Below are 18,310 nucleotides of genomic sequence, written 5' to 3' on the forward strand. Positions count from 1 at the left end.
TGATCAACGCCTAACGGCATCAAAGGTAATTTCAGACCTTATTGATAATCCCAGCATAATGTTGATAAATGTGATCAACGCCTAACGGCATCAAAGGTAATTTCAGCATTAGGATTGGGATAGGTTGACACTGTATCAAGAAGTGATCAACGCCTAACGGCATCAAAGGTAATTTCAGTCCGATCGCCCAACCCCTTCCACAATACACCCTCCCAACCCTTTTTGCAAGCACCTTGCCCGACTAAACCCTTAAAAACTCCTTCCAACATCAAAGCAGATCGATCGCACATCTCAAACCCTCACCAGCCAAAGCATTCAAACCCTGCAAGCACCCAAACACCCGCCTCAACAACCTCAAAACCCACCCCCACAAACAATCCAGACATTACCCCCACCCAAAAACCCCTAACACTCAGAGATACTTGCAACTACCTTTGGGGACGATCGAACTCCAGCAATCAGCCCCAGCCAACACATCAGCCAGCGACAAATCCCCAGCATCAGCCAAAACATACCGGCCAGGGCAAGTTTTTTTAGAACCCGCATGATCCACCCAGCAAGGCAGCGCTAAATACCCATTTCGATCGCCAACCAACCACTCACAAATATCAGATTCAAACTCCGATCGCCAAAGCACAACAGAATTAATTAAATCCCTGCTTTCACCAAGCGACAACCCTCCAAACCTCCTCACCGACTCCGGGTGCGCCACAGCTTCTTGCAACCTTTCCAACAGCTTCGGTTTCCCAACATCGGCACCGCCATCAACCCAAATCCCCAAATCAATATTAGTTAACAACTCTTGAAAATCCGGCCGCGCATTCGGCTTAGCAAACTCCTCCCTCGCAATCTTAACTCGGCGAACAGTCCGCAGCACAGTAGAGCGATTTGGTTTCGACAAAAGGGCGATCGCAATCTTGCAGCCACAGTGAGAATAGCGATTAATTTCCCCAACCATCGACAGCAACATTCCGTACACCGTAGCCGGCGGCGGCACCGGATAACTTTCCCCATATTCCCGCGCATAGGAATGCCGCCAGCCAGCAACAGGCACCTCAATTCGCAACCCAATCATGCAGCCTCCTCATTATTTAGATCCGACAAAATCACCGACTGCAAATCCCTCACCGCCTGCTTAATTCCCGGAAACACCTTCACCCCCAATTGTTCCAATTCTTCCACCTCCGGTTCCACAGAAATTGCACCTCCAATCCAAACCTCATCCGGCTCAATATCTCCCGCCTCAATGCGGCGAACCAGATCGGATATTGACACTTCACCCTGCCGATTTTCTTCAAAACAGTAAAGAATCCGAGGCGCAAAATCATGAGTCCACCTCAGCACCATACTTTCAGGAGAAAAATCATAAAGAAACCGAGCATGATTTCCCGCAACACCTCCCAAAGAAGCCAAAGCATCCAAAACAGAAACAATCCGACTTGCAACCTTCAAACGGTGCGGAGTCATCGCAAAACCGTACTGATAGCGAGTAGCGTGAGCCTCCGTTTGATGAATAGACTTCCGGTTTTTTTTGCCGCTAGTAGAGCCAAAAAATAAATCCCCAGTATCCGCAGTCAAAGAAATCGCCCGAGTCACTTCCAGCACTCCCCGGCGAGCAATGCTTTCCCCTTGCTTGAGTTTAGCTTTGCCCTTACCTTTTTTAGCAGTTGGTGTTTCTTCGCTCGATTCAGGAACCCCATCATTATTGATATCTTCCGTTGCAGCTTTCGCCTCCATGTAACCCAAAACATCATCATCAATGTACATCTCGGGATTAAAAACACCTTCTTGAACGCGATAATTATCATTCTTATCATCATCCCACCGGCGGTTCACATCTTCACCTAAAAACTGCCACTGATAGCGAATAGCCCACCGAATCGCCTCAGCCGATACAGTAGTACGCAGCGAGTTTTTCCAAGCCAACCGCTGCAAAGTTGTCACGTTACCTTGGTTTTCGCCGCGATTGTTAGCAGCAATGCCGTAATTCGTCAAAATGTTGCCAAACAAATGATAAGTCATCGTATCTCCTCAGTTAAAGTTAATAATTGTGCCAACTCTCTAGTCGGTTTTCAGAGACTTGCGGTGGAGTACGACATTCCGACAGGGGTTAAAAACCCCCGTCTCATAGCTAAAGTCCTCTAAAAGAGGACTGCAATCCCTCGCAATTTTTATGAGATTTTATAGTCGGTTTCAACCGACTTTTGCTATGAGGCAGGGGTTTAAACCCCTGCCGGACTGCGGGCTCAAGCTGATGAACTTAAAAGTCCTCTAAAAGATGAATTTAAGAGCCCTCTACAAGAGGACTGCAATCCCTCGCAATTTTCATCAAACTCCCAGTCGGTTTCAACCGACTTTCGCTCTCTCGGCAGGGGTTTAAACCCCTGCCGGATTGTGGGAAAGTTCGTAGTGGGGAAGCCCGTGTTTGTTGACACCCATAAACCGCGCACCTTCGCCTAACGTAAATTGCGAAGGGATTGTGGCAAAGACACGCTGTCACCATCATCATCATCCTCATCCTCATTATCATCAAAATCTTCATCCTTACTCCTATCGCTGCTCGGCAATTGAGGCGGCAAATCAGCAGATTCGCGAGGTTTGTAACTGACGAGGGAAAGCAAAACTAAATTTCTTGCCATTTCCCAATCATCTAATACTAAATTCCACAATTCTGCTTGATGTTCTTGTTGAACTCGTGACAAAGCTGCTTTCGACCAGAATTCGGTGATGAAAGAACAAAATGCAGACAAGTTTTTGCACCGAATCATTTTCGATCGCACTTTTTCACGCTCATCTGAAATCCGCTTTCTACCTAAATCTTTCCCATGCTCTTCGCTGGTGGCTTTTTGGCGCTTGGCTTCGTCTATTCCCAACTCAAAAGAACGCGCGTAAATCCCTCTCAAAGCATCGTGACAAGCCTCAACAAACCGCCCGTGCGATGCTTCCTTCCATTCTGCATATTTTACCATATCTCGAAATCCTTTACTTTCATAACACAGGCGATCGAACAAATCCTTGCTAGTAATTTTCGCCGCCAACTCGCCGTACCAAGGCAGATGTTTAATCAAAGCACCAGCAATTAAATCCTTAGCCAAGCTAGGAACAATAGCACTCCCAGAATCGCCGTAAACTACATATTTTTCCTTGAAAGCATTTTGCGCTTGCTGGTAGGCTTTGCAGATTTTTGCAGTAGCAGTTACCGAATACTTATCCGTCGGAGATTTTTGCTTTTCGTTCCAGGGCATTTTGCCAAAAATCACAGCACGACAGCGATTGACTCGGTAGGTTTTCGCAATGCTAACTGCTGATTCGTAAGTAACTAAAAAACGCAGCGCTGCATCTCCAATCCCGGAAGCGTGAAAATCTTTGTAGGCTTGACCTTTGTAGGCTTGACAGCGCTTGGCGTAACTCATTCTGATCTCAGCAAACTCTGCGAGATTGAGTATTTCGGGAACAATCAAAGCGGCAGATGCTTTCTCTCCCTTTGTGAACGATCGAATTTTGAAATAACAGCAAACTACCGGGGCGTAAAGCAACACTAAAGCATCCAAAGCGCTTTGTTCGATGCTAGTTTTGCTGGTGAAAGCAGTGTGTTTGACTGTCGCGCCCGGATTCAGCCAGCCCGCTACTGCAACGGGTTTTTCTAGCAGCAAGCCAGTGCGGTTATCGCACAAACTTTTCGCAAACTTTTGATGGCTGTATTCAGTTAGCGATTTGTAACTTACTACTATCGGCAACTTTCCCTCTTCAATCTCAAATGCTTTTGATTTTACCCCGTCGCTTTTAGAAAGTATTCCTTGCTGCAAAAATGTATTCAACAGCCCTTGATGCAGCGCTACTCTCGACTCGATTGACAGATTTTCAGAATCAATTCCCCCAAAGCCAATCAATCCGTCATCTAGCAAAAAAGACTGTTCGAGCAACCACTGAATCGCTGCTAAATGACTTCCTTCAATAGCGACTTTAACTTCGTATTCGTCAAGCTGCCATTTGAGTTTATCGCAGGCAATGCCTTTCTTTTCTAATTGCTTTAAAGTCATGTACAAACCAGCCAAACCCGCCGCGTGCATATCCGTATAATGCGGGCTGTGCAAGTTGAGAACAATTTCAATTTTTGTACTGTTCACTAGCTCCCGTTACCTCATTGTAAATCACTGCGCCTGCTGGGGCGATCGGATATATCTTTTGAAATCTTTTCCAATCTTGGAGTTGGGAAATAGGGCGGGGAAGCCGCAGGGGAACAGCCCAGCGCTGTGCTTCTTCGGATAAAGCCTTGTTTTTGCTGATGCCTTTTTGGGCCATGCGCTTCTCGGCAAACTGGTTGATTTCTTTCCTATCTTCTGCTAAAATCGCAGTAATAGTATTGCCACCTTCTCGCAAAGGTTGAGAATGGCTGCACCACAATCCGTCTAGCCATGCAGAGTCATATTCTTCTATTGGTTCACCGGTGATTTTCAAGGCAGCATTCATCAAATCAGTCTGGGAAATCTCGCCCAATTCAGCAAGTTCTAGAACGAAATCTTTCCCGGCTTTTACCTGTTCTGGTTTATAGGGATACGGGATGCTAGTCGGGTAGAATACAGCTTTGCAGATTCGTCCCGATGCGAGTACCAAATTGCCAGATTCATCAAATTTAACTTGGCGGTTGAGCCTGCCCAATCGCTGAATCAGCGCCGCAAACATCGCAACTGGAGTTATTAGCAAATCGGCACTCAAATCGAGGGACATTTCGCAAATTTGATTGGTGACAGCCAGCACGCCCCTAGTTTCTTCCGCTGAAAAAGCTGACATGACTTGAATGTGGCGATCGACCCGATCTTTGTACCGATATCTAGCGTGGTAAACTAAAGGCAAAAAATCTAAATTTGGGTACTTCGCTAACTCGCCGGAAACAGTATGGTAAGTCTCAACGCAACTTTTAACAGAATTGTTTACCCACAAAACTTTCTGCTTTGCTGCTAAAGCAGCCGCGACATCCACCATGACATCGGTGGATTTTTCAACTACTTGAAATTGATAGCGCGGCAAATCTTCCAAATCTTTCGGGCCTGCAATCTCGGTCATCTCTTCGCCCAATTCTGCCACTACAGCACGAATCTTTTGCAACTGTTCCTGAGTGAAACTAGCACTCATCAGCAAAATCGGCGCGCCTTTAAATGTTTGGATAAATCTCAGCAAAGCGCTGAACAATTTGCTGTCGTAAGCGTGAACTTCATCAAAAACAAATGCACCTCGGGCGATCGCAATCCAAGCATAAATCGGCTTGCGGTTGTTCTGCATTAACCCCAAAACTGAATCTACCGTGCCGGTGATGAGTTTGGCCGTCCAAGTTTTGAAACTCTGGAGTCTGTCCTCATTTTCAGTGTGGTCGTTGTTTTCATTGATTAAAGCTTCGTAAACCTCTAAGTCGATATTCGATCGCGAGTGCATTAATGCTGTCTCCGCTTCCGTCAGCGCCGCGTAATCCAAAAAGCCCTGAGTTGCAGTCCCAGTAGTAGGATACAGCACAAACAGCTTGCGGTCGATCGCCCAAATCAACGCCCACAAATAAGCAGCAATAGTTTTGCCCGTTCCGCATCCAGCTTTCACTAAAGTAATTCGAGTTTTAGTGGCAGCAACCGACTTTTGAAAACCCCGCGGCTGCTGTTTCTTGAGTCGGGAATCGATAACTTGCTGTATCTCTTCCGGGCTCAATACTTGCTGCAAAACTTGCCTCAGCCATTCCCGCGGATTTGCGATCTGCGGCACCGCAGAACCGGCAATATCTGCTGCAACGACAGTAGCTTTGACTGCGGCAATAAACCGCTGGCGATCGCTATTTTTTTCAATCGTTGTTGCTAGGGCTTCGCATTCGTCCGTCAGTGCCTCTACAGCAGCCGTCAGTTCTTCTGGCGTCCACTTGCGTTTTTTGGCGAGCGGCAGTGCTGGCGGCAGTTTTAACTGGCTTCCCGTGCCAATTTTGAGCAGCGCTCTCCAGTCATTTTTGACTGACTTTTCCGCAGATTTAGAAGCTGCTTGATGCTGGGAAAATATATAAAGCGGGGCATTGCCGCACTCTTTGGTTTTGACAAATTCACGGTTTGGGTCAACTTTAAGATGGTGTCCGATCGCCCCCCAAACAGCCGCCAACAAATCGACATCTTCGCAACTTTCCAGCCACTGCCGGAATTCGGGAACTTGCAGCACCATAATACCGCTCAAAATTTCGTGCCGAATTCTCTGATCGACTTGGTTTTTTTCGTTAAGTGGCAGTTTTTTCTTAATCTCTTGCAACCACTCACATTCATTTTTTAAATAAGCTGATTCGGTGGCCATCAATCCCAAAAAGTGCTCGTTAGCTTTCCCCCAATCGTGAATGTAGCATCCCATCAAAGTTGTTTTCAGCAGCAATGGAGCCCATTCATCGCCCAAACCTAATTGATGGAGGATGGCCGGCAGCAATTGGTTGAGAATGATTTCGGCCGATCGATATACCGCTGCGGTATGTCCGGGCAAAAAGTAAGTTTCCCGAATTTGCTTGGGGCGAGCGCCAAAATCAGCGGGCAAAGATTTAGCAAAAAGTCGAGGAAAATGCACTGGCTTCATTTTCCCTCCCAGTGCGGCACAAAAAATCCGCCTCCCATGTGTCCTTTGCCGCCAATACCGTTGTGCTGCACCAACAGAGAATCTTCATCAGTAAGTCCGGCAATTTTAACCGAATAACCTACCTTGGTATCGCCCTTAACTTTGATAGTTTTTCTGGCGATTTGGCCGTATTTGTTGAGGGGAATTTCCGCATTGCCCGATCGCACTCCCAGCGATCGCAATTGTCGGTTCACCGCCGCTAAAAAAGTATCCGGCTGTTGGTAGTCAGCAATCACCACAATCCGCGCAAACAAGTCAGCAGCGGGCTTTAACGGCAATATTGTCGGCACTCCCAGCACAATTTGGTGGATGCCTACAGACAGTTGCCGCCCGCCCAGTTTAAAGAAATGGTGCGCGTTTTCCTCTGCCACCCTGATCCGCATTCGCGACAAATCCCCGGGGCGAGATCGCTTCAGGGTGATTTTCCCGTGTTTGTCTGGATGTCCCGCCACCGTCAGCAGCCGAATTGTGCGATCGGCCCGCAAAATCGGCACCTGTTCGCAAATCGCCGCAAACAGCCCGTAACCGTGGTCTGCTGGGAGTTCTAAGCCGTGAACTCTGAAAGAAATGTCTGTCGAGTTTTGTACTCGGAGTGCAAACATTTGATTTTTGAGAGGTGTAGTATTCACTAGCCTTCTCTGGAGTGATGAGTTTATCGCCTGACGGCATCAAAGGTTTGGGGAGTTGAAAGCAATGGCTGTTCGCGTCCCTGGATTAATTGCGTAGCTTTCACTACTCGGAGGGCAAAGTGATCAACTTGCGATCGACGCTTTAAGCGGTATTTACCATACATAGCGCGTTGAGGAATTTTTGTCAAGCCCTTTTTTCAGAAATTGCTAAATATGATGAATGATTGCTGTTTTACTCGGGAATTCGATCTCGTCGGGCGATCGCACTGTCTGTGAAGGGATTGGTACTGAGAAATAAAACAGGGAACAAAAGTAATTTAATTCAAAGAGCGATCGCACTCAAATATCAAGTTTGCTAAACCCTGATAAAATATGACATAATTGGTAAAAAATACCTTGAGGAGAAACAGATGAAAGCTGTTGAAGTATTGGGAACTATAGATGAGAAAGGTCAATTATTTCTCGATCGCGCGATCGAAGACTTCCCCCCCAGCCGCGTGCGAGTTATCGTACTTTTTGCCGAAGTAACAGAGGAAGTCGAAACCGATCCTGATGATACTCCCATTGCAGAAGTGAAAGCAAGTCTCAGGAGAGCATTACAGCAAGCAAAAGCCGGACAACGCATCCCCCTATCGGAAATGTGGGAGGGAATAGATGTCGAATGAAATGCCTTTCGTACAGATTGATTTAACGCCTGAGTACAAACGGAATTTGCGTGAATTATCAAAAAAATATCGCAATGTCAGGTTAGATACTCAGCCAATTATTGAACAATTCCAAGGGGGGAATTTTACTGGCGATCGCATCCCCGGAATGGGTGAAAATTATTTCATATTAAAGGTAAGAGTCAGAAATAGCAATATCCAAAAAGGGAAAAGCGCTGGTTATCGACTGATCTATCAAGTTGAGTCACCGACTAGCGTACTTCTATTAACCATTTATGCTAAATCCGACCGAGAAGATATCAGTCCTAATGAGATTCGCAGCATTTTGGCTGAGTTCGTTGGGGATGAATAAACATCTCCAATAACTCTTATCGGGTAGGCATCCTGCCTGCCAAGACTTGCTATTTGGTCGATGTCTAATAAATAATTTCCGTGTTAAAGAGCTTGGCGCTGAGCCTCCAACAATTCCTGAATTCCTGTTTCTGCCACATCCAAAATTTGATTTAACTGACTGCGGCTAAAACTTCCTGCTTCCGCAGTTCCCTGAATTTCTATAATGTTCAAATCTCCATTCATTACCACATTACAATCAATTTCAGCCGCCACATCTTCAATATAATTCAAATCTAAAAACGGCTCTCCTTCCAAAAGTCCGACAGACACGGCCGCCACTTGACGAATAACGGGCGATCGCACCAAATCACCTTTTTGCACCAACTTGTTCAAAGCGTCAGCCACAGCCACAAACCCGCCAGTAATTGAAGTTGTGCGAGTCCCCGCGTCAGCTTGCAAAACATCGGCATCGACAAGTATTGTGCGTTCTCCCAATAGTTGCATATCCAAGCACGATCGCAAACTGCGCCCAATCAACCGCTGAATCTCTTGAGTGCGTCCCGATAACTTCATAAATTCCCGTTCTTGTCGCTGCGGCGTAGAACCAGGCAACATTCGGTATTCCGCTGTTAGCCAACCTTGTCCGGTATTCTCCAGAAATCTCGGCACTCCCGGCTTGATTGTAACGCTGCAAAGTACCTGAGTATCGCCACTTTTTGCGAGTACGGAACCGCTAGCAAATTTGGTAAACTCTCGATCGAAACTAATCGGACGAAGTTGATTGGGTTGTCGGCCGTCGGGACGCTGGAAAGACATAATATTTAGGTAATTCGTAATGGGTAATTGGGAATTAAAAATTGGGAAGTGGGCATTAATATTCCAGCTTTCTTTGATTCGTTACATATGCAGTCATTCAATCTAAAATCTAAAATCTAAAATCTAAAATGGTCTGACTATTTGCTATTAGCCTCGATTGTGTTGAGAATATCCTGCAGGACTTTTTCGGGGGATCGATCGCCGTTGACAGTTAACAGCCTGTTGCGATACTGATAATAATCTAGGATCGGGATAGTGCGTTCGTGGAACAAATCGAGCCTGCGCTGTAAAATTTCTGGACGATCGTCCGATCGCGCCCGATCGCTCGATCGCCTCAGCAAAACCTCGATCGGCACTTTCAACCAAATCGCCCAATCTAGCTGCTGAGCCAAATCGTCCAGCAAAAAATCCAACTCCTCAGCTTGAAAAGCCGTTCGCGGATAGCCATCCAACAGCCAACCCTTAGTCACATCCGACATTAGCAGTCGGTGGCGAATGAATTGAATCATAGTTGGATCGGGAACTAGCTCCCCGGATTGCACATAAGGTGCGGCCAACTTGCCCAAATCTGTTTGAGATGCGATGGCTTCTCGCAGAATGTCCCCCACAGAAATTAAAGGAATGCTCAAATTGCTGCACAATTGCTGTGCCTGAGTTCCCTTTCCCGCTCCAGGCCCTCCCAGAATCACCAATCTCACAGTGCTTGCTCCTAGTGCCGCGACATTCAAATTTTACGCGATGTGTGTACGTTTTCTTGACAGTCCTGGACTTTGCAAGACTCTCATCACCTTGGTTTTTGGGCCTATAACTGTATAAATGTCGCGCTCCGTTCCGTATTTTGGTAAAAAAAGCCGATTTGTGCGCAAGTGCTGTGCTTGAGTTCAAAAAATCGAACAAACGACTGCGCATCCCACTGCCACTAGCTTTTGACAATTTGTATATCTAGCGTTCGATCGGATTTGCGATCGGCCAAGTACACTATATATTGTTAAGCAGGCTTCAGCCGCGCTCTTCGGTCAAAGCTGCACTCAAGACTTAGTTGCTAATTAAATATTGCCCTATGGTTGCTCAGTTACAAACCCCTAAACTCAATTTAACCCACAGCTTGCCCTACACAGTTCAAGGGCTGGTGCAAGTTTTTACAGGCCCGCACCGCTGCTTTTTTACCAGTGTCATGGCTGGGGCCCTGAGAATTGCAGGACAGGGATCTCCGGTGTTGGCGGTGCAGTTCCTCAAAGGGGGAATCAATCAAGGGCATCAACATCCGGTGCGGCTCGGGCAAAATTTAGATTGGGTGCGGTGCGATTTGCCCCGCTGCATTGACAAGGCCGATTTAAATGAGCTGGAAACGCGATCGATCGCACAATTGTGGCAGTACGTTCAAAATGCGGTGCTCTCCGGCAGTTACGCCTTAGTTATTCTCGACGAATTGAGTTTAGCGGTGAATTTAGGCTTGATTCCCGAAGCAGAAGTGCTGGCATTGATTGACAGCAAGCCGCACGATTTGGATATTATTTTGACTGGGCCTTCTATGCCGCCAGCAATTTTGGATGTTGCCGACCAAGTTACTGAAATTCGCCGCAGTTAAGGACAAGGACTTTAGTTGCGATCGCCCGCGCGATCGCAATTTTTAATATAAATTTTAATATAAATTTTTATGTAACAAAAGAGGCGATCGCTGAGTTCGCGCGAGCGATCGCACGCTTATCAATTTAGTAGCGACATTACGCTGGAACTACGGGATCGAACACAACAGTCAAGCGGTCAGCCGGAACCATCCGTTTGAGAATTTTTAAGTGACCGTCTGCATCAGACCAACTGCGAAACTGACCCACAACCACCTTTTCCACATTCGGAAGCGATCGAACTACAGTCCACGGCTTCAGACGTTTTTCTTGCAACATAGTAGAGAAATCTCCTTGGTAAATTGGAGCCAAAGCCCGTCCTCATACTTTTCTACGGATAAGGACTGGTCTGTAGCTTCGTAAACTTGCCCTTCTCTCAAAACATATCACAAAAAAAATGGTTTTGGATTATATCTGATTTTTCCTTTTTTTCTACCTAATTTCTACATAACATATCGCTGACCATCCCCAACCTGTAATCAGCGGCTACCACCTAAAACGTCTGTAGATACGTCCGGAGTAGAGGGGAAGAAACGGAGAACCCAAGAGGATTTGACGCTTTTGAGCCATTAATTGAAATATTATGCAATTCAAATACGCGACACCTGATTAAGAAATGAATTAAAAACCTGTTAACTCTTTAAATAATTGCCACCTTTGCAATTATTCCCTAATTCTTGCCTTGAGCGCCTTCTTCCCTTTCGGACTTTCTTCCCTGGCACCTCCAAATCCCTCCGTTAAATCCGTTATAAAATCCGCCAGCGAACTTCCTTCTTGCTACAAATCTCGCCGCGACAGCAAAAACCAGATCCCACCCAAACCCAAAACACCGCACAAAACCCCACCTTCCCACCCAAAAACAGTCCCTCCCGGCAAATGTCCAGGCTTTGCCTTAGAAGTAAAATTCAGTTCAGAATAGTATACCCACTGATTGTTAACCCGCCAGCCCACTCGATCGCCAAACTTCTCCCAAACTGTAGCATCATAAACACCAGCCTTTCCCCCCGACTTTACCCAAAAACCCTTTTGCACAGAAAAACCGAACCTCCGGTGACTGTGCCGCACCCAAAGTTGGTCAATAGTCTGCAAATCCTTAGCGGGAAACTTTCTAATATCTTCCTCGCTCAAATAACCCCTTGAAACTTGCTCCATCACTTCCAGCATTTTCACAGAAGTTTCCTCATCAGCACCCCGCCAATTTTTAGCAGCCAGCAGCCTTTCCAACTGAGAATAATCAATCCCTTTTTCCGACTCTAAATTCACAGAAACTAGCGGAGTCTGAGTCACAGGTTGAGTCGGTAAAGAAGCACTAAGAACAGTTGCTTGCTGCAACTTAGAATCGGGTGGGACAACAACAGCAGCAGGTTTTAAAATCTCAAAAACTTCCAGAGCAGATTTGTAGCGGTCTTTAACATATTCCTGAATCAACTTATCCAAAATCTGACCTAAATCCTCGCTAATCTTGGTTCCTTTCGGCAAAGCCTCCCTCCAAAGCCAGCGACCTTCGAGCGGGTCGTAAAGGTCATCGTGAATGTCCCCGTAGATATCCAAATAAGGCATAACAGAAGTCAGCAAGCGAATGCAAGTCACCCCCAAACTGTAAAGGTCGCTAGCAGGAACAGCCCTACCGTGCCGCTGTTCTAGAGCTGCGTAGCCGGGAGTTCCCAACTTAGTTCCTGTTTTGGTCGGAGCCTCAGCTACTACCTGTTTGGAAACCCCAAAATCTATTAGCACCAACTTGCGATCGCGATTGCGGCGGATCACATTCTCAGGCTTAATATCCCGGTGAATTACATTGCGCTCGTGAACAAAATTCAGCAAAGGCAACAAATCTAACAGCAGTTCCCTAATTTTAAGTTCGCTATAAGCACCGTACTTTTCTAACTCATCCTTTAAATTATTGCCATCAATAAACTCTTGCACCAAATACAAGCGCCCATCTTCCTCAAAATAAGAAATTAGCTGAGGAATTTGTGGGTGTTTCAGTTCGTAAAGCCGCCTTGCCTCTTGTTCAAACAGTCGAACATACTTTTTAAAATGAGCGGGCTTCCGCTGAAACTCCTGGGGCGGCGACAACTGTTTGATAACGCACAATTCCTCAAATTTTCCATGATTTACTGCTCTAAAAGTCCTGCCAAATCCTCCGTCGCGCAGCGGCTCAGTTGCTGCATAAAGGTCTTTTAGCAACAGCTTTGAACCACAATTAAGACAATACTTTGTGCCTGGTGGGTTCTGACGCTTGTCTTTTGGGCAATCGAGATTAAGGCAGTATGTCATATATTAAAAAAATGCGAACAAAATTATACTCAGGGTGTCATTTTATTCAAGAGTCCGATCGCGAGCTGGTTTTTGTTGAGGCTAGACCCCGAACCTTACGGAGGTGGCACCCACCGTCGCGCTCACTCGGGGGCGCTCTCACCAGACAGCCCCTGAGCAAGTATAACCCTCAAGAGGGTTTGACCTCAAACTCGAAGTCCAAATCTAACCTTAAACTGCGATCGGTGCAATACATTTGATTTAGCGGTCAAACAGCCAGCAGATTAAACAAAAATAGTAATTTATTACCAGCCCAGTTGGCTCTGCAACGCCGAAAAAAAACTTAGGATTCTGCCTGAGATATAATTTTATTGCGAGAGAGAACCAGACTAACCGGAGCTGCTGCTTCCCTCAAGTACGCGCAGCGAAGCTATTGTCCGCTGGAATCGACCTTAATCTTTTACAAGTATAAAAGTTTACCCAACCCGGTAAAATCAACCATCCAAAACTTCCCAACTCTCCCGAGGTTAAAATAAATACTAGCTTGCTCGACCGCAATCCGATCGCGATCGCGACCATTAGCCAGTTTAAGCTGTTTCCTTTTTTCAGCTATTACCAGTTACATTTATTTCGATCGGTCTACTTAATTAGGAATAGCCAGTGACACCAAAACTACAGCCCTCTCAAACTTCCAACTCCCGCAAACAATCACCCAAAGTACCATTGTTCGAGCGGTTAATGGCACTGGTCGCCCTAGGAAATTTAAGCCTCGTATTATTTGATATAAGTTATGTCCCATGGCGAGATTTCTACTTCCGGCAACTACCAGTTATCACCCAAATATACGACCCCTTTAAAGGAATTAAAGCCCACCGAGACACCCAGAAATATCTAGAAACCTTAGAACAATTAAAAAATCAAGTAGTGCAAACAGGCTTGCCCTCTCCAGAAGTAGCAGCCAAATTGCAGGAAATAAACAATCTGAGCGCCAACATGATCGACGAAGATCCCTTTCGAGTAGCATCAAAAAGCGGCAGCCTAGAAAAAATCAAAGACCGGATACGCGATCGCGCCCCCAATCCGCAAGACTCCGCCAAACAATCATTCCAAACATTCTGGAACCCTGACTATTTAAACAAACAAGGCTGGCAACAAGAAATCAAATGGTTTGACGCCAAAATCAAGCCCTTAATCGCCATCAACTATTACCGCACGATCGGAGAAAACGGCGAATTTACCGACAACTTCTGGCTTCTCGACCTGCCATTTATTGCCATATTCGCGATCGAATTTCTAGCCCGCACCTACTCGATCAGCCGCCGCCACCCCAGCGTCACTTGGCGATCGGCCATGCTCTGGCGGTGGTACGACATCTTTCTGTTCCTCCCATTCTGGCGCTTGTTGCGAGTATTACCCGTCACAATTCGCATCCACCAAGCAAAAATGCCCGACCTCCAACCCATACGCACTCAAATCAGCCGAGGTTTCGTCGCCAACTTCGCCCAAGAATTGACCGAAGTAGTAGTAATTCAACTGATCAACCAGATGCAACAATCAATTACCACAGGCGAACTAGCCCGTCAACTGTTTCAATCCCACAAACAGCGCTATCTAGACATTAACAATATCAATGAAATAGAAGCGATCGCCACCCATCTAGTCCAAATCACCGTCTACAAAGTCCTGCCCCAACTCCAGCCAGACCTAGAAGCCCTCCTGGGCTACAATATAGAAATATTTCTCAAGCAATCCCCCCTCTATCAAGGATGGAAGCAAGTACCCGGACTGGGAAACCTTCCCGCACAGCTAGCAGAGCAATTAGTTGCAGAACTATCCAAATTAGTCACCATCGGCCCCCAAGATGCCTACGAAGCCTTTAAAATCGCCAGCGAAGACCCTGTAGGTACCAAACTCTCAAGCCAGCTAGTCCAGCATTTCGGGCAAGCTTTAGGAGCAGAACTGCAACAGCAGCAAACCTTGCAAGAAATACAACTGCTGCTGTGCGACTTCCTAGAAGAGTTCAAAATCAACTACATCCAGCGCTTGAGCGAAGAAGACTTCGAGAAAATTTTAGAACAAGCTAAAGAACTGCAACGCATAGCCCCGCGTTAGTTAGTTGACAGTTGACAGTTGACAGTTGACAGTTGGCGAACTAATGCTCAATGCCTGATGCTCAATGCCTGATGCCCTATGCAGGCCGATGCTTAATGCCCCATGCCCTATGCAGGCCGATGCCCTATGCAGGCCGATGCCCTATGCAGGCCCATGCTCAATGCCCTGTTTGACCAATTCCCCACTCCGCCAATGGGCTCGTTCCGAAGGCGGTTTGTCACTGGGCGGGCGATCGAGCTAAAATGAAAAATGAGGCAGACTTTCGATCGGAAGCGGACCTCAAACTTCTTGGAAGAAATTGTTTTACCTAGAAGTGGGTCAAGCCCACTTTTTTTGTTGCATTAGTCGCAGGAAAAGAGATCGGGGCGTCAGACTTGCCCGTTGAGGACGCATCCAGTAGGGATAATTCCCCCGCTTGAGCTCCCCAGCAGCGATGTTGGGTAAGTCCCAAAGTTGAAGGCGAAAGTCGCAGCAACCCAATAAAACCACCTCAAAGCAAAGCAATCTCAACACGAAATTTTTCCTTGCCTTAGACGAGTTCAGGAGTTTTAACTTAAGTATTCGATATGACTCATCCCCTAATCCCACAAATCATTGACTTAGCTACCCCCGTTGCGGAAACACTGGGATTGGAAGTAGTGGGAGCAGTGTTTCACACCAACCAAAATCCTCCCGTCTTGCGGGTAGACATCCGCAACCTCCAGCAAGACACGGGTTTAGCCGACTGCGAGCGGATGAGCACAGCCCTGGAAGCCGAGTTAGACGCAACCGACATCATCCCCGACGCCTACGTGCTAGAGATTTCCAGTCCCGGAATATCCCGATCGCTCAGCAGCGATCGAGAATTCATTACTTTTAAAGGTTTCCCCGTCACAGTCAAAGCCACCGAACCGGACTCGCGAATCAAAGAGTGGAAAGGACTACTGGTAGGCCGGGATGAAACAACTGTTTATCTCAATCAAAAAGGGCGACAGGTGAAAATTCCCCGCCCTCAGATTGTCAAAGTTGAACTAGACGAAGGAAAGGAGTAGTAAAGGGAAATTTTGAATTTTGAGTTGTAGGGGCGGTGCCCCTGTTCACCGAGAGATTTGAGTTTTGAGATTGCCTCGCAGTAAGCTGAAAATGCTTCGCTGCGAGTTAATTTTTAAGCACATCTCATCTAGAGGAGCGGGTTGAATAATTGAACCAAAAATAAATTGTTACAACACCCAAATTCCCTAATCCTCTCCTGTAACTCATCAATCATCAGCCATCACTTTCTCTCTAAAATCACCCATTACTGATTACCGATTACCAGTTAAGTATTGTCACAGCAAAAAAGGAGTGTTTTATTATGTCAATGGTTCCCCTGCCCGGACTAAAAGAAATGGTCGAAGGTATTAGCAAAGAGCGAAATTTACCCAAACACGCCGTCCAAGCAGCCTTGCGAGAAGCCCTGCTCAAAGGATACGAACGCTACCGCCGCACCCAAAAACTAGACCACTTCAGCGAAGAATACTTCGACAACTTTGATGTGGAACTCGACGCAGAACAAGAAGGTTTCCGCGTTTTAGCGAACAAAACTATTGTCGAAGAAGTCGTCAATCCCGATCACGAAATATCGCTTTCGGAAGTGCAAGAAGTAGCGACGGAAGCTCAGCCTGGGAGCATCGTGCTCGTAGATGTCACACCAAATCAAAAAGAATTTGGTCGCATGGCAGCCATCCAGACCAAACAAGTTCTCGCTCAAAAACTGCGCGACCAACAGCGCAAAATGATTCAAGAAGAGTTTAAAGATTTAGAAGAAACCGTTCTTCAAGCAAGAGTGCTAAGGTTTGAGAGGCAGTCCGTAATTTTAGCAGTCACCAGCAGCTTCGGTCAGCCGGAAGTAGATGCCGAACTCCCCAAGCGCGAACAGTTGCCCAACGACAATTACCGGGCCAACGCTACATTCAAGGTTTATCTCAAAAAAGTAGGCGAAGGCTCTACTAGAGGGCCGCAGTTACTTGTTTCTAGAGCAGACGCAGGTTTGGTGGTTTACCTGTTTGCTAACGAAGTACCAGAAATAGAAGACGGGGTGGTGAGGATTGTTGCCGTAGCCAGGGAGGCAAATCCGCCCTCCCGCCACGTCGGCCCCCGGACTAAAATAGCAGTAGATACCCTCGATCGCGACGTAGACCCGGTAGGAGCCTGCATCGGAGCGCGGGGATCGCGGATTCAGGTAGTAGTCAACGAATTGCGCGGCGAAAAAATAGATGTGATCCGCTGGTCTCCAGACCCAGCAACCTATATTGCCAACGCTCTGAGCCCAGCTAGAGTAGATGAAGTGCGTTTGGTTGCCCCAGAAGGCAGGCGCGCTCACATTTTGGTCGCTGAAGACCAACTGAGTCTCGCCATTGGTAAAGAAGGTCAGAACGTCCGCCTCGCAGCCCGCCTGACTGGTTGGAAAATCGATATCAAAGATATTGCTAAGTACGATCGCGACGCCGAAGACACCAAATTGGCAGCAGAAGCAAGCAGGCTCGAAGAACTAGCAGGCGATGACTACGAAGACGAAGACGAAGCATCAGGCTTCGACGGCGCTCCGGAAACCGCAGAATTTGAGGAAGAGGAGGCAGCAGCCACGGACGAAACGGCTGCCACAGTCTAAAAAGTGCGAGATTCACTCTTATTTTCCCGCACGGGAGACAAGGAGGAGAACTCCCCCACTCTCCCCCTCGGACACTCTCTCCCCCTCCGACACTCTCCCCGTCTCCCCCTCTCCCCGGATGACAAGAAATGAAACCGAACTACCGGTGTTGTGCAAGTTGTCGAAAAATAGGTCATAAGGAAGCTTTTTGGCGAGTAGTCAGGCTCTATCCTTCTCATCAGGTACAATTAGATCGTGGCCTCGGTCGTTCCGCTTACCTTTGTCCGGAAGTAGAATGCCTCAAAGCAGCTCAGAAAAAAAATCGACTTGGGCGATCGCTCAAAGCGCCTGTGCCTGACGAACTGTACCAAACACTTGGGCAGCGTTTAGCCACATCTGACTGTACATCTGACAGTGCCTCAACCGGGCGCCAAACCGACAAGAGTTCGGCCTCGACATAAACACTCTAGGCACCCCAAACCAGATAATTACTGGTAGCGCCAGCTCTCAAACCCCAATCCGATCTGCCCACCAGTCTGGAAAGATTTGTGTCAGATTAGATAAGGGTAGGGTACTAGCAGAGGTATCCTCAAGGTGGAAAGGCAAACTTTGAAGCTTGAGAAAGTGGCAGTTGCCAAAATT

At 47.0% G+C, this 18,310-nt stretch carries 16 protein-coding genes and 1 CRISPR repeat array (1 of these 17 running past the window's edge); of the genes, 7 read left to right on the forward strand and 9 right to left on the reverse strand.

From position 1 onward, the window contains the following. Positions 1 to 178: direct repeats of the CRISPR family, unit length 36 nt; unit sequence GTGATCAACGCCTAACGGCATCAAAGGTAATTTCAG; it begins 4,429 nt to the left of the window's first position. 234 nt (positions 179 to 412) lie between these two features. The 5 genes from cas5 to cas6 all read right to left on the reverse strand — a co-directional run bounded on the left by cas5 (position 413) and on the right by cas6 (position 7,253). Then, positions 413 to 1,075, reverse strand: a complete 663-nt coding sequence (gene cas5, locus QUB63_RS07790) for a type I-MYXAN CRISPR-associated protein Cas5/Cmx5/DevS (RefSeq protein WP_332944271.1) — start codon at positions 1,073 to 1,075, stop codon at positions 413 to 415. Next, on the reverse strand, positions 1,072 to 2,022 hold the full coding sequence (locus tag QUB63_RS07795) for a DevR family CRISPR-associated autoregulator (protein ID WP_332944272.1): 951 nt from the start codon (positions 2,020 to 2,022) through the stop codon (positions 1,072 to 1,074). The genes cas5 and QUB63_RS07795 overlap by 4 nt, the downstream gene beginning before the upstream one ends. A gap of 434 nt (positions 2,023 to 2,456) precedes the next feature. Next, on the reverse strand, positions 2,457 to 4,127 hold the full coding sequence (gene cas8a1, locus QUB63_RS07800; RefSeq protein ID WP_332944273.1) for a type I-MYXAN CRISPR-associated Cas8a1/Cmx1: 1,671 nt from the start codon (positions 4,125 to 4,127) through the stop codon (positions 2,457 to 2,459). Then, a complete protein-coding gene (cas3, locus tag QUB63_RS07805; protein WP_332944275.1) occupies positions 4,108 to 6,585 on the reverse strand; it encodes a CRISPR-associated helicase Cas3' in 2,478 nt (825 codons plus the stop codon). Before cas3 ends, cas8a1 begins: the two co-directional genes overlap by 20 nt. Beyond that, complete coding sequence (cas6, locus tag QUB63_RS07810; RefSeq protein ID WP_332944276.1) at positions 6,582 to 7,253, reverse strand: type I-MYXAN CRISPR-associated protein Cas6/Cmx6; 672 nt, start codon at positions 7,251 to 7,253, stop codon at positions 6,582 to 6,584. Before cas6 ends, cas3 begins: the two co-directional genes overlap by 4 nt. A gap of 410 nt (positions 7,254 to 7,663) precedes the next feature. Between cas6 and QUB63_RS07815 the strand changes: the two genes are divergently transcribed. Both QUB63_RS07815 and QUB63_RS07820 read left to right on the forward strand, forming a co-directional pair. Beyond that, positions 7,664 to 7,918, forward strand: coding sequence for a type II toxin-antitoxin system RelN family antitoxin (locus QUB63_RS07815; protein WP_332944277.1), 255 nt, complete (start codon positions 7,664 to 7,666; stop codon positions 7,916 to 7,918). Continuing rightward, positions 7,908 to 8,270: a type II toxin-antitoxin system RelE/ParE family toxin gene (locus QUB63_RS07820; protein ID WP_332944279.1), complete on the forward strand. Its 363-nt coding sequence runs from the start codon at positions 7,908 to 7,910 to the stop codon at positions 8,268 to 8,270. Before QUB63_RS07815 ends, QUB63_RS07820 begins: the two co-directional genes overlap by 11 nt. 83 nt (positions 8,271 to 8,353) lie before the next feature. Here QUB63_RS07820 and rph read toward each other — a convergent pair whose 3' ends face one another. Beyond that, the gene (rph, locus tag QUB63_RS07825) at positions 8,354 to 9,067 is read right to left on the reverse strand and encodes a ribonuclease PH (protein WP_332944280.1); all 714 of its coding nucleotides are present in this window, start codon (positions 9,065 to 9,067) and stop codon (positions 8,354 to 8,356) included. A gap of 137 nt (positions 9,068 to 9,204) precedes the next feature. After that, positions 9,205 to 9,765, reverse strand: coding sequence for an adenylate kinase family protein (locus QUB63_RS07830; RefSeq protein ID WP_332944281.1), 561 nt, complete (start codon positions 9,763 to 9,765; stop codon positions 9,205 to 9,207). 362 nt (positions 9,766 to 10,127) lie between these two features. On the opposite strand from QUB63_RS07830, the gene QUB63_RS07835 reads away from it, so the two are divergent. Then, entirely contained in the window at positions 10,128 to 10,655 is a 528-nt protein-coding gene (locus QUB63_RS07835; RefSeq protein ID WP_332944283.1) for a P-loop NTPase family protein, read from the forward strand. A gap of 136 nt (positions 10,656 to 10,791) precedes the next feature. On the opposite strand, the gene QUB63_RS07840 is transcribed toward QUB63_RS07835, so the two are convergent. Both QUB63_RS07840 and QUB63_RS07845 read right to left on the reverse strand, forming a co-directional pair. Then, complete coding sequence (locus tag QUB63_RS07840) at positions 10,792 to 11,004, reverse strand: hypothetical protein (protein ID WP_332944285.1); 213 nt, start codon at positions 11,002 to 11,004, stop codon at positions 10,792 to 10,794. A gap of 465 nt (positions 11,005 to 11,469) precedes the next feature. Further along, positions 11,470 to 12,969, reverse strand: a complete 1,500-nt coding sequence (locus QUB63_RS07845; protein ID WP_332944287.1) for a GUN4 domain-containing protein — start codon at positions 12,967 to 12,969, stop codon at positions 11,470 to 11,472. Positions 12,970 to 13,608: 639 nt separating this feature from the next. On the opposite strand from QUB63_RS07845, the gene QUB63_RS07850 reads away from it, so the two are divergent. The 4 genes from QUB63_RS07850 to QUB63_RS07865 all read left to right on the forward strand — a co-directional run bounded on the left by QUB63_RS07850 (position 13,609) and on the right by QUB63_RS07865 (position 18,129). Next, positions 13,609 to 15,060, forward strand: a complete 1,452-nt coding sequence (locus tag QUB63_RS07850; RefSeq protein WP_332944288.1) for a hypothetical protein — start codon at positions 13,609 to 13,611, stop codon at positions 15,058 to 15,060. Positions 15,061 to 15,626: 566 nt separating this feature from the next. After that, positions 15,627 to 16,091 carry a ribosome maturation factor RimP gene (gene rimP / locus QUB63_RS07855; RefSeq protein WP_332944289.1) on the forward strand — a complete coding sequence of 155 codons (465 nt, stop codon included), beginning with the start codon at positions 15,627 to 15,629 and terminating at the stop codon, positions 16,089 to 16,091. 302 nt (positions 16,092 to 16,393) lie between these two features. Beyond that, positions 16,394 to 17,689, forward strand: a complete 1,296-nt coding sequence (nusA, locus tag QUB63_RS07860) for a transcription termination factor NusA (RefSeq protein WP_332944291.1) — start codon at positions 16,394 to 16,396, stop codon at positions 17,687 to 17,689. A gap of 128 nt (positions 17,690 to 17,817) precedes the next feature. Further along, on the forward strand, positions 17,818 to 18,129 hold the full coding sequence (locus tag QUB63_RS07865; protein WP_332944292.1) for a YlxR family protein: 312 nt from the start codon (positions 17,818 to 17,820) through the stop codon (positions 18,127 to 18,129). Positions 18,130 to 18,310: the final 181 nt, after the last annotated feature.

This window comes from Microcoleus sp. ARI1-B5, assembly GCF_036705795.1.
Classification (GTDB): Bacteria; Cyanobacteriota; Cyanobacteriia; order Cyanobacteriales; family Microcoleaceae; genus Microcoleus.